We start from the raw sequence: 11,779 nt of genomic DNA, 5'->3' as shown, positions 1-11,779 counted from the left end.
CGGCGAGACCGGCTCGGGTGGCGGCGTGAGGAGGCGGATCAGAAGAAGACGCTGCGCGGGTTCATCCGGTCCTCGGGCGTGGCCGCGGACAGCCAGCCCAGCTCGACCGGCACGTCGTAGAGCCGGCCCGGACCCAGCCGGCGCCAGAAGTGGCGCATGCCGGGAACCATGACCTTGGCGACCTTCAGCTCCAGGTCGGGCAGGCTCTGGTCGAGGACGATCACTTCCATCCCCGCCTTCTCGACCCGCTCGACACCGTTGCGGATGTCCTTGGCCAGATCACCGGAGAACAGGCCGGAGTAGTCGCCGGCCGACGTGGCGGAGAGCTTCGGGGACGGGACGACCCAGGGGTCGCCGGCGACCGTCACCTGCTGGAGCCACGCGAGGGTGTCCGGGTCGTCCTCCCAGTAGTCCGTGGACCCGTCAGGCTTGCGGTTGATCACCGCCGGCAGGAACTGGTTGACCTCGGTGAGGGCCCGCAGGACGGCGATCCGCACGTCCAGGTGCGCGCCGAAGCCCAGCAGCACGTCCTCCACCGGGTGGTCGATCCGGCGCGAGACCGCGGCCATGGTGGGAATGCCCAGGTCGGTGGTGATGTCCACCACCTCGAGGGTGCGGTTCATGCCCGCGTAGAACTCGCGCAGGGTGTCGATGTACGGCTCGTTCAGGCTGTCGAGGTCGAAGCCGGGACGCAGCGCCCGGTTGTACCACCACAGGCCGACCGCGTCGCGCTCGCAGAGCTCGTAGAACGCCTGGAGGATGGCTTCTTCGAGGGTGTTCCCCGCGGCGTTGCCGTTGCCGTCGCTGAAGCAGTAGAAGCTGTCCACCAGGTCGGGGTGGCCGAACCAGGCGTACCCGGAGGGCACCAGCCGCTCCCGGTCGTGCGTCAGCGACCACGCGGCCGTCCAGTCGATCTCACGACCGGTGTCGAACGGGTCCGGCACGATGTGCAGCCGGCCGGCACCGTTGTGGTTCCACTCCTCCCGGTTGGCGTACTGGGCCTCGGAGTACTGGAGCAGGTCGTTGGCGTGCACCGCCAGGTCGGGGCCGAGCGCGTCGAAGCTGGCCCGGCGGGTGGGGCGGTCGCCGCGCCACACGCCCGAGTACCGCTCGATGGCCTCGCACACTCCGCTGACGCGGGCCTGGATGTCGGTACGGCCCTTGCCACCGCTCTGCCCGCGCAGGTTGCGGCGCAGCATGGCCAGGTTGTCGCCGGGCATCGCGAAGTTGTGGCCGGCCGAGTAGCTGTAGGTGACGCCGTTGTCGACGTCGTTGAGCAACCGCAGCGAGCTGACGGCGCCGGTCAGGCGGCTGATGTGCTTCTCCAGCCGCTTGTAGGTGTCGTCGGGGCGCATCGTGCGGTGTCCGCCGTCCGCGCTGAACCGCACGGTCTGCTCGGACAGTTCGATCCGCGGATCGGTGTGCAGGACCGAGGGGTCGCCGCAGCCGGGACACTGCGGCTGCCGGATCAGCTGGTGGCGCTCGGTCCGCATGGTCGGGACGTGCACCGAGACCAGGACACCCTCGTAGTCGGACGCCTGCGCCCCGACGATGCCGGCCACGGCGCCGACGACCATCTGTGCCGAGAGCCCGCCCGACCAGGGGGCGGCCGCCAGCGAGGTGATCAGCGGAGCGTCGTCGCCCCGCTTGCGCTTGAGGTACGCCTCCACCTGCCGGTTGCCGTCGAGCCGTTGGGCCAGGCACCGCCAGCATCCGGTGGCGTCCGGCACCATGTAGGGGCCGGTCCAGACATCGGCGCCGTTGGGCTTGGCGAGCAGCCAGGGGACGCCGGCCGCGCGCAGCCGGGCGTCGACGGCGGCGAGTTCGGGGTTGCAGTAGTCGTCGGCGAGTACGACGACCAGGGTCGGGCCGGCCGCGCCGACCGCGGCGGCGGTGACCGGCCGCACCTCGATGCCGGTCGTCCGCAGCGCGGCGACCACCTCCGCCTCGTCGACCGCGCCCACCGAGGTGATCTCCACCCGGGCCTCGCTCAGCCGCCGGGCGGCCTCGGCGGCGTCCACTCCCTGGGCCTCCCAGAAGGCCACCGAGGCGCGGTCGGTCCCGACCGGCCCCTCGGCGAGGTGGTTGAACCGCTGGTACTTGCTGATGGCGAAGACGACTTCGCCCAGCGTGAAGCGGTCGGAGAGCTTCTGGGCTATCTCCGCGATCGTATGGGTCCCGTCCAGGAAAGGCACCACATCGGCGACCGCCTTCCCCTGGACCAGGTAGTGGCCTTCCTCCGCGACGAGGAAGACCCGATCCGAGCCGACGACCTGCGGGACAAGGTGTGCCTTGAAGCGAGGCAGATCCACCGCGACCTCCAAATAAAAAATCGACGTGACTCCGAAACTTAATACCCGCCGAAAAGGGTAGGGCAAAGGAGCCGGGGCACGTGTCCGCTAATTCTTCGGCACCCCTCGGCTATACCCGGCAGGTGGCCCGCTTATCTATATGGGGGATCTTCGTTAAACCTAGTGGTCCCCCTCTTGTAGCGAGTGTGACCTGCCGTAACGGTACGAGGTACCGACTTCTGCGGCTGCGGGGGAGGGCACAAGAACGAGCAACCCGTAATTGATGGGTTCACGGTTGACTTATCGGTCGCCCTCTCTGAATGATTTCCCTCGACACTGCAATCAAAAAACAAGGGGACTCATGGAACCCAGGGAAAGGTCGGCGTTCGTCAGCGCTTACACCAAGGTGCTGACGAATGCATGGTCGGACGACAATTACGTGACGAAGCTGGAGCAGAACCCGCGCGTCATGCTGGCCGAGCAGGGCCTGGAGCTGCCGGCGAACGCCACCGTGCGCATCGTGCGGGCGATCGGGGGCGACCCCGACCTGGAGGCCCAGGTGGCCCTCTGGGCCGCCGGCAAGGCGAGCGGTGTCTACGAACTGCGGGTGCCCAGCTCGCCGCAGATCGAGGACCGTGAGCTGTCCGAGGCCGACCTGGAGGCCGTAGCGGGCGGCGACAACACGTACTGCTGCTGCTGCTGCCCTTGCTGCACCTGCACCTGACGGAGACGGCGCCGCGGCGTCCGTCCGAGGCCGCGGCGCCACCCTTCGCCCTCAGCCGTCCAACCCCCCTAGACCCTCAGAACCTCGAGGTGAAGCAAGATGCCCGGACCGGAGATCATCGGTGTATCCGGACTCCGCAAGTCCTACGGGGCGGTCCCTGTGCTGCACGGGGTCGACCTGCATGTGGGACGCGGCGAGATCTTCGCTCTGCTCGGCCCCAACGGCGCGGGGAAGACCACCACGCAGGAGATCCTCACGGGCTTCAGCAGCCGTAGCGCCGGGTCGGTCAGCGTCCTCGGCCAGGACCCCGCCGGCGCCGGCCCCGAGTGGCGGGCCCGCCTCGGCATCGTCCCCCAGGACATGGGCTCCTTCGACGAACTCAGCGTCAAGGAGGTCGTCGCGCACTTCGCCTCCTTGTACCCCGACCCCTTCCCCGTCGACACCGTGATCCAGCGGACGGGACTCGGCGAGAAGGCGAACGAGCGCACCGGCCGGCTCTCCGGCGGCCAGCAGCGCCGCCTGGACATCGCGCTCGGCATCGTCGGCCGCCCCGAACTCGTCTTCCTCGACGAACCCACCACGGGGCTGGACCCGGAGGCCCGGCGCGTCACCTGGGAGCTGATCCGGGAGCTGGCCTCGGACGGCACCACGGTGATGCTCACCACCCACTACCTCGACGAGGTCGAGGCGCTCTGCGAGCGGGTCGCCATCCTGCTGAAGGGAAAGGTCGCCGCCCTGGGCGCGCCCGGAGACATCGGCGGCCGCGCCCACGGCGAGGCGGTGATCGAGTTCCACGCCGATGGCCCCCTGCGCGACGCGCAGCTGCCGGCCCTCCACAACGCCGGAACACCGCTGGCCGCAGGACCCGACGGCCAGGTCCGGATCAGCACCGCCACGCCGGCCGCGGTACTGCGCGTCCTGCTCGACTGGGCCGTCCAGGTGGGCAGTTACGACCTTCCGGGACTGACCGTCACCAGGCCCACTCTGGAGGACGTCTACCTCCGGATGATCGCATCGGCCGACGCCGCGACCCCGGCGCCCGCACCCGCGCCCGGACTGGAGTACATCGCATGACTGGCGGATTCGAAACCACGGCTGCGGGGAACCGGGCCGAGCCCCCCGCGCGCGAGCGGCGGATGCCCTCGGTCGTGCGAGTGGCGGCCGCCCGCGCCGGCATCGAGGTGAAGTGCTACTTCCGCAACCGGCAGGCGGTGATCTTCACCTTCGCCCTGCCGCTGGTGCTGCTGCTGATCTTCGGCGGCATCTTCAGCGGCGACGCCCCCGGCACCCACACTCCCATGAAGCAGGTGCTGATCGCCGGCATCATCGCCTCCGGCATCATGAGCACCACCTTCTCCAGCCTCGCCGTCGCCATCGCCATCGAGCGCGATGACGGCACCCTGCGCCGGCTGGCCGCGACCCCCATGTCGCCGGTGTCGTACTTCCTGGGCAAGATCGCCCAGGCCTTCGTCACCGGGGTGCTGGAGACCGTGGTGCTGCTGACCGTCGGCGTGACCCTGTTCGGGCTGCACCTGCCGAACACCGGGGCGCGGTGGTTCACGTTCGCCTGGGTGGTCGTCCTCGGCATCGTCGCCTGCTCGTTCCTCGGCATCGCCTACAGCCGGGTGGCGCCGAACGCGCGTGCCGCGGCGCCCGTGGTCCAACTGCCCTACCTGGCACTCCAGCTCATCTCAGGAGTGTTCTTCGTCTTCACCCAGCTCCCCAAACCCATGCAGGTGGTGGCGAGCTGCTTCCCGCTCAAGTGGATGGCCCAGGGCCTGCGTTCGGCGTTCCTGTCCGACTCCTTCCAGCAGGCCGAGCCGGCCGGCAGCTGGGAACACGGGCGTACGGCTCTGATCCTCGGCGCCTGGTGCGTGGCCGGGCTGCTGCTGAGCCTGGTGGCCTTCAAGTGGGAGCGGGCCAAGAAAGTCCGCTGACGGGCCCCGCCGTGTGGCCCGTGTCCCAGACTCCCGGCCCTTCGGGCCGGACCATCCGGGAGTCGACCGCGACGCCCGGCAAACCATCGAGCGACAAGGAGAACCATGGAACCCCGAGAGAGGTCGGCGTTCGTCAGCGCTTACACCAAGGTGCTGACGGCCGCGTGGTCGGACGACGACTACGTCACGAAGCTGGAGCAGAACCCGCGCACCGCGCTGGCCGAGCAGGGCCTGGAGCTGCCGGCGAACGCCACCGTGCGCATCGTGCGGGAGATAGGGGGCGACCCCGACCTGGAGTCCCAGGTGGCCCTCTGGGCCGCCGGCAAGGCGAGCGGTGTCTACGAACTGCGGGTGCCCAGCTCGCCGCAGATCGAGGACCGTGAGCTGTCCGAGGCCGACCTGGAGGCCGTGGCAGGCGGCGACAGCTACTGCTGCTGCTGCTCGCCGTGCTGCACCTGCACCTGATCCGGCACCGCGGAACCCGCCGGCCGTGACGGACGGAGAGCTCGTCCGTCACGGCCGGCGGTTCCGGCGGACCGGCCAACGCAACTGAGATCGAGAAGGGTTCGAGGAATGACGTCAGCCGACCTGCCGGCCGGACTCGGGCAGCCCCCTGCCGTGGCGGGACGGCGCCAGGCGCACCTGGTGGAGCTGACCGTGATGCCCGGCGTCCGCTACAGCTCCGTGCTGGGCTACCTTCAGGCCGCCGCCGAGGCCGACCCGGAGATCGCCGAGGCATGCTCCTTCACCAAACACGTGCACATGCAGGGCGCGAACGCCTTCGAAGCCACGTGTGCCAAGGTGTTGGGCGCGCTGCGGGATCCTCTGGTGGTCGCCTTCACCGTCTACTTCTGGAACCGGCCCAGCACGCTCGAACTGGCCCGCCGGATCAAGGAGCGCTGGCCCCGCTGCCGCATCGTGGTCGGCGGAAACGACGTGACGCACCAGCAGCAGGTGCTGTTCACCGAGGCCCCCTGGGTCGACGTCCTCGTCCACGGCGAGGGGGAGCTGCGCTTCCGGGACCTGCTGCGGGTGTTCCTGCGCCACGAGGACCCGGCCACCGCCGACGCCGAGATGGCGGCCGTGCCCGGCATCAGCTACCGCTCCGCCGGCGGCGAGGTCGTCACCACCGCCGACGCCCCCCGGATCGCGGACCTCGGCGAGTTGCCCTCGCCGCTGCTCGGCACAACCTGGAGCGACGAGGACATCGCGCGCTCCCGGATGCTGGTGTACGAGACCAACCGAGGGTGCCCCTACTCCTGCGCCTTCTGCTACTGGGGCGGTGCCACCAACTCCAAGGTCCGCCAGTTCCCCATGGACCGCATCCGGGACGAACTGGAGCGCATCGTCCGGGTCGCCGCCGACGGCACCCAACTGTTCATCGCCGACGCCAACTTCGGCATCGTCGCGCGTGATGTGGACATCGCCCGCCACATCGTGGAACTGTGCCGGCGCCACGGAAAGCGGCTGCTGGTGATGACGAACTGGGCGAAGAACACCAATGGCCGGGTCGTGGAGATCGCGGGGCTCCTGTACCGGGCCGGACTGACCGGGGCCATCACCCTGTCGGCGCAGTCCTTCGACGCCGACGTGCTCCAGATCGCCAACCGGCGCAACATCCGGGTCGACAACTACCGCCGCATGCAGACCCAGTTCCGGGCCGAGAACATCCCGACGTACACGGACCTCATCTGGGGCCTGCCCGGCGAGTCCCTCGCCACCCACATGGCCGGGATCGAGGAGGCGATCGCCTCGGGTGGCGCACCCGTCGTCTACCCCCTGCTGCTGCTCAACAACACCGACTACACCCACGACCGCTTCCGCGATGTCCACGGGCTGCGCACCAGACACGTGCCCTGCGACCCCGGCAACACGGACCTGCTCGCCGACGTCGTGATCGAGCACTCCCAGATGTCGTTCGAGGACTGGCTGAGCGGGATGGCGTTCCGCATCCCGCTGACGCTCTTCCACAAGTGCCTGCTCCGGTCGACGCTGCGGGTGCTCGCGGAGACCTCCGGGGTGCGCACGGTGGACCTGGTGGAGCTGCTCGGCTCGTTCCTCCACGAGGGCGGCGGGGAGGATCCCCTGCTCTCCTTCCTGATGGCCGACTACGCCCGGTCCTGGCGCGAGCCCGAGAGCTTCGACCGGGCCCGGCTGTACGGGTACATCGGGCGCCCCGTCATCCACGAGGAAGTGCACTACCAGGCGATCCTGCGGCGCATCGTCGGCGATGAGGAGCGCGCCGCGCGCTACACCCGGGCCGCCGTGGACTTCCTGTACGAAGCGCTCACGTCCGAGGGGCGCACGCTGCCGGACCGTGCCGAACTCGACATGGTCAGGGACCTGGACCTGGCGGCGGCGGCGGTGTTCCGCGCCGGTATCCACGGGAAGGTCGAGCGCCACGAACTCGCGCTGCCGAAGGCTCAGTTCGAACTCCTGAGGACGTACGGTGACGTCCCCGTCGGAGCTCCGGTGGCCGCCTCCGGTGAAGATCTGGTGCATGTCCGGATCGAGGTTCCCGAGTCCAGGAGCCGTTACCCGTTCAGCGCATACTCTCTCTCGGTCTGGCACGGCAGCGGACGCCCCCTGCACGATGTCAACATGCGCCTCGACAACCAGTGCACACCGGAACAGGGAGACCGCAGGAGCATCGCGGTTCCCTGACCGGTCCAGACCGCCCCCTCGTGACGCCCTCGCAGAATCCACCCTCAGGAAGGACCCCGCCTTGAACCAGAACCTGCGCCGCATCACCCCGGTCGTGTACGCCGCGGCCATCCTCGTCGGCTTCCTCGTCAACACCACCGTCGGGTTCGTCGTGATCGTCGTCGGCGGCATGCTCAGCAGCATGGTCTACACCATGACCAGGGGCGGCGCCGAGGGCGCCACACCGCGCCGGGCCCCTCGGCAGCGCAACCGCCGCTGAGGCGGCGCCGGCGTCGGGGACAGCGGACCAGGAGGAGTTTTGAGCAACGACCGGGACAACAGCCGCGCGGGCGGAGCCGGTCCCGTCGATGACGAGTCGGAGTCCGAGTACACCAGTGAGTTCAGCACCCGTGAACTCCGGTTCGGCCTGCGGCTGCAATCCTGGTACACGGTGAGCGCACCGGACGCCGACGAGCCGGAGAGCGCGGAGCCCGAGGACGCGGTGCCGCCCGGGTACCGGGCGCCGGGCTCTTCGGCCGAGCCGGAGAGCGCCGAACCGGAGAGCGCCGAACCGGAGAGCGCCGAACCGGAAAAAGCGGTGCCGGACGTCCCGGCCGGGGAAGCGGGTCCGGCCGGAGTGTTCGGGCCGGTGCAGTCGATGCCCGAGGCCGTACCGCGGGCTCCGGCGCCAAATACACCGGCCCGGCACCAGGGCGGCCAGGACGGTTCCGGCCACCTGCCGAGTGAACAGGGCCGGTCCGACGCCACGGGAGCGACGCGGGCACTGCCCGCGCAGGCCGTACACGGCCACCCCGCGCCCCCCGCCCAGCCGGTGCCGCCGGCGGACGGCCCGAAGCCGGACGGCGTCCCCGGCGACCCCCGGGCCCAGCAGCCCGCGGCGCCGCAGGGCTTCGGCCCGGTCGTCCCGCCCGCGGGCGGTTGGCCCGACGCCACCGCGGACCAGCGCGCGCATCCCGGGCAGGGCGGCATGCCCCTGGGGTACACCGCCGCGGTGGAGCTGTCCTCGGACCGGCTGCTGCGCAACCAGCCGAAGCAGAGGAAGCCGGGTGCCAACGCCCAGTCGTCCCGGTTCAGGATCGGCGGCAAGAAGGAGGAGGCGGAGCGGCGGCGCAAGCTGGAGCTGATCCGCACTCCGGTCCTCTCGTGCTACCGGATCGGGGTGATCAGCCTCAAGGGCGGGGTGGGCAAGACCACCACGACCACCGCCCTGGGCGCGACGCTGGCCAGCGAGCGACAGGACAAGATCCTGGCGATCGACGCCAACCCGGACGCCGGCACGCTCGGCCGCCGGGTGCGCCGGGAGACGGGCGCGACGATCCGCGACCTGGTCCAGGCGATCCCGTACATCAACAGCTATCTGGACATCCAGCGGTTCACCTCGCGGGCCCCCTCGGGCCTGGAGATCATCGCCAACGACGTGGACCCCGCGGTGTCCACCACGTTCAACGACGACGACTACCGGCGGGCCATCGACGTGCTGGGCCGCCAGTACCCGGTGATCCTCACCGACTCCGGAACGGGTCTGCTGTACAGCGCCATGCGCGGCGTGCTGGACCTGGCCGACCAGCTCATCATCGTCTCGACGCCGTCGGTGGACGGTGCCTCCAGCGCGAGCACCACCATGGACTGGCTGTCCGCGCACGGCTACGCCGAGCTGGTCGCGCGCAGCGTCACCGTCGTCTCCGGAGTGCGCGAGACCGGCAAGGCGGTCAAGGTCGACGACATCGTGGCCCACTTCCGCACCCGCTGCCGCGGGGTGCAGGTGGTGCCGTTCGACGAGCATCTGGCGGCCGGTGCGGAGGTCGACCTCGACAGGATGCGCCCCAAGACCCGCGAGGCGTACTTCAACCTGTCGGCGATGGTCGCCGAGGACTTCGCGCGCGCCCGGCAGGCGCAGCGTCCATGGACCGGCGGCAGCGAGAACCAGCCCCCCGTCCCCTCCCCGTACGGCACCCCCGCGCAGCCCGGCCCGTACAGCAGCCCGCACGGCCCCTACGGGCCACCAGGGCAGTACCCCCCGGCGCCCCGTCCGCAACAGGGCTACGGCTACTCGCCGCCCCCCACCGGCTGAGGGATCCCCGGCGCTCGCGCACGGGGTCCCTCCGGGTTTCCTGAGCCGGCGCGCCGGCTCGGTGGGGTACTCGTCGGGTTGACACGGTGTCGCCGCCATGCGCACGGAGAGGCCCCCTGACCTGCGTTTTCGCAGGTCAGGGGGCCTCTCGAAGAGTGGAGCCTAGGGGAGTCGAACCCCTGACATCCGCCATGCAAAGACGGCGCTCTACCAACTGAGCTAAGGCCCCGGGAAGGGGGTGGCGCCCGGAAGGGGGTGTCCCGGCCGGTGCCGGGGACCAGACTACCGGGTCACCCCCCGTATCCCGCAAAAAGATTGGGGGTCCCCACGGATGACCACGCTCCGTAAGATGCTCAACCGTGGTTCGCTACAGCGAACCACGGTTTTCAGGGGAAGCGATGGGGAGACGCAATGGACGCCGCACAGCAGGAAGCCACCACGAGAGCGAGAGAGCTTCAGCGGAACTGGTACGGGGAGCCGCTGGGGGCGCTCTTCCGTAAGCTGATCGACGATCTCGGGCTCAACCAGGCCCGTCTCGCGGCGGTTCTGGGGCTGTCCGCTCCGATGCTCTCGCAGCTGATGAGCGGACAGCGCGCCAAGATCGGCAATCCCGCGGTGGTCCAGCGGGTACAGCTGCTCCAGGAGCTGGCGGCGCAGGTGGCGGACGGCAGCGTCAGCGCCGCCGAGGCGACCGAGCGGATGGACGAGATCAAGAAGTCCCAGGGAGGCTCGGTGCTGAGCAACACCACGCACACCACGAACGGTTCGGGCGCGCCCACCGTCAAGCGGGTCGTCCGCGAGATCCAGTCGCTGCTGCGCTCGGTGGCCGCCGCGAGCGACATCATCGAGGCCGCGGACGCGCTCGCCCCGACCCAGCCCGAACTCGCCGAGTTCCTGCGGGTCTACGGTGCCGGCCGCACCGCCGACGCGGTCGCGCACTACCAGTCGCACCAGAACTGAGCGCCCGCCCGGCGCGAGGGGAAGCCGGCAGGGGCGGGAGCCCGAGGGGGAGGAGCTGCGGCAGTCATGGGTGAGGTGTTCAACGGCCGGTACGAACTGGCCGACCCGATCGGGCGCGGCGGCGCGGGCGACGTATGGCGCGTCTGGGACCACCGGCGGCGGCGCTATGTGGCCGCCAAGGTGCTCCAGCAGCGCGACGCCCACTCCCTCCTGCGCTTCGTGCGCGAGCAGGCACTGCGGATCGACCACCCCCATGTGCTCGCCCCGGCCAGCTGGGCCGCCGACGACGACCAGGTGCTGTTCACCATGGACCTGGTCGCGGGCGGCTCCCTCGTCCGCCTCGTCAACGACTACGGACCCCTGCCGCCGGCGTTCGTCTGCGTCCTGCTCGACCAGCTGCTGTCCGGGCTCGCCGCCGTGCACGCGGAGGGCGTCGTGCACCGGGACGTCAAACCCGCCAACATCCTTCTGGAGGCGACCGGAACCGGCAGGCCCCGGCTGCGGCTCGGGGACTTCGGCATCGCCATGCGTTTCGGGGAGCCGCGCCTGACCGAGACCAACCTCGTGGTGGGCACCCCCGGTTATCTCGCCCCGGAACAACTGGCGGGCGCCGAACCGGACTTCACCGCCGACCTGTTCGCGGTGGGTCTCGTCGCCGTCTATCTGCTCGAAGGCGCCAAACCCGACGCCATGGAACTCGTGCGGTACTTCACCGAGCACGGCACCCCGGTCGCGCCCCAGGGCATCCCCGGACCGCTGTGGGAGGTCGTCGCCACGCTGCTGCAGCCCGATCCACAGGCGCGGTACCGCTCGGCCACGGGGGCCCGCAAGTCGCTCGCCCCGGTCATCGAACTCCTGCCGGAGCCGGACCTGGACGACGAGCCGATCGAGATCTTCGACCAACTCCCAGACCTGCCGCCGGGTTTCGGGCCGAACGGTCCGCTGAAGAGCTCCCCGAGGACCGGCACCGCCCCGCCGCCGGTCACGGACACCCCCGCCGGCACCGGCTCCCTCCCGGACACCGGCTCCCCGTACGACACCGGGAACTTACGGATCCCGCCCCCGGCCGCCGACCCGGCACCGCCCCCGCCCGCCGTACCGCCGCCCCCCTCCACACCCCCCACTCCCACAC

At 70.4% G+C, this 11,779-nt stretch carries 9 protein-coding genes, 1 tRNA gene and 1 pseudogene; 9 read left to right on the top strand and 2 right to left on the bottom strand.

Translation table 11 applies throughout. The features are described 5' to 3' along the window. Positions 1 to 38: 38 nt before the first annotated feature. Complete coding sequence (locus VT52_RS18875) at positions 39 to 2,312, bottom strand: TOMM precursor leader peptide-binding protein (RefSeq protein WP_107481374.1); 2,274 nt, start codon at positions 2,310 to 2,312, stop codon at positions 39 to 41. Positions 2,313 to 2,652: 340 nt separating this feature from the next. On the opposite strand from VT52_RS18875, the gene VT52_RS18870 reads away from it, so the two are divergent. The 7 genes and pseudogenes from VT52_RS18870 to VT52_RS38870 all read left to right on the top strand — a co-directional run. Then, positions 2,653 to 3,015 (top strand): hypothetical protein, encoded by a 363-nt coding sequence (locus VT52_RS18870; protein WP_079175123.1) that lies wholly within the window; start codon positions 2,653 to 2,655, stop codon positions 3,013 to 3,015. Between the two features lie 99 nt (positions 3,016 to 3,114). Continuing rightward, on the top strand, positions 3,115 to 4,089 hold the full coding sequence (locus VT52_RS18865) for an ABC transporter ATP-binding protein (RefSeq protein WP_046423672.1): 975 nt from the start codon (positions 3,115 to 3,117) through the stop codon (positions 4,087 to 4,089). Next, positions 4,086 to 4,952, top strand: a complete 867-nt coding sequence (locus VT52_RS18860; RefSeq protein ID WP_046423673.1) for an ABC transporter permease — start codon at positions 4,086 to 4,088, stop codon at positions 4,950 to 4,952. The genes VT52_RS18865 and VT52_RS18860 overlap by 4 nt, the downstream gene beginning before the upstream one ends. 105 nt (positions 4,953 to 5,057) lie before the next feature. Further along, on the top strand, positions 5,058 to 5,417 hold the full coding sequence (locus VT52_RS18855) for a hypothetical protein (RefSeq protein WP_046423674.1): 360 nt from the start codon (positions 5,058 to 5,060) through the stop codon (positions 5,415 to 5,417). 108 nt (positions 5,418 to 5,525) lie between these two features. Continuing rightward, complete coding sequence (locus VT52_RS18850; RefSeq protein WP_053055573.1) at positions 5,526 to 7,616, top strand: B12-binding domain-containing radical SAM protein; 2,091 nt, start codon at positions 5,526 to 5,528, stop codon at positions 7,614 to 7,616. A gap of 61 nt (positions 7,617 to 7,677) precedes the next feature. Further along, entirely contained in the window at positions 7,678 to 7,875 is a 198-nt protein-coding gene (locus VT52_RS37050) for a hypothetical protein (protein ID WP_046423675.1), read from the top strand. Between the two features lie 222 nt (positions 7,876 to 8,097). Further along, positions 8,098 to 9,687, top strand: a pseudogene (locus VT52_RS38870) (MinD/ParA family ATP-binding protein); the annotation flags it as partial. Positions 9,688 to 9,843: 156 nt separating this feature from the next. On the opposite strand, the gene VT52_RS18835 reads toward VT52_RS38870, so the two are convergent. Beyond that, positions 9,844 to 9,916 (bottom strand) — tRNA-Ala (locus tag VT52_RS18835). A gap of 182 nt (positions 9,917 to 10,098) precedes the next feature. Here VT52_RS18835 and VT52_RS18830 point away from each other — a divergent pair. Continuing rightward, positions 10,099 to 10,647, top strand: coding sequence for a helix-turn-helix domain-containing protein (locus VT52_RS18830; protein ID WP_046423676.1), 549 nt, complete (start codon positions 10,099 to 10,101; stop codon positions 10,645 to 10,647). A 66-nt stretch (positions 10,648 to 10,713) separates the two neighbouring features. Then, a partial coding sequence (locus VT52_RS18825) for a serine/threonine-protein kinase (RefSeq protein WP_071387471.1) occupies positions 10,714 to 11,779 on the top strand: 1,066 nt, incomplete at its 3' end.

It is taken from the genome of Streptomyces malaysiense, from assembly GCF_000980885.2.
GTDB lineage: Bacteria > Actinomycetota > Actinomycetes > Streptomycetales > Streptomycetaceae > Streptomyces > Streptomyces malaysiense.
Note: the sequence above shows the minus strand (reverse complement) of the source record. Positions and strands in the feature narration are given on the sequence as shown.

Coding starts and splice junctions, on each gene's coding strand:
- VT52_RS18865 (WP_046423672.1), top strand. CDS start 3,115: ATGCCCGGACCGGAGATCATCGGTGTATCCGGACTCCGCAAGTCCTAC.
- VT52_RS18850 (WP_053055573.1), top strand. CDS start 5,526: ATGACGTCAGCCGACCTGCCGGCCGGACTCGGGCAGCCCCCTGCCGTG.
- VT52_RS18860 (WP_046423673.1), top strand. CDS start 4,086: ATGACTGGCGGATTCGAAACCACGGCTGCGGGGAACCGGGCCGAGCCC.
- VT52_RS18855 (WP_046423674.1), top strand. CDS start 5,058: ATGGAACCCCGAGAGAGGTCGGCGTTCGTCAGCGCTTACACCAAGGTG.
- VT52_RS18830 (WP_046423676.1), top strand. CDS start 10,099: ATGGACGCCGCACAGCAGGAAGCCACCACGAGAGCGAGAGAGCTTCAG.
- VT52_RS18870 (WP_079175123.1), top strand. CDS start 2,653: ATGGAACCCAGGGAAAGGTCGGCGTTCGTCAGCGCTTACACCAAGGTG.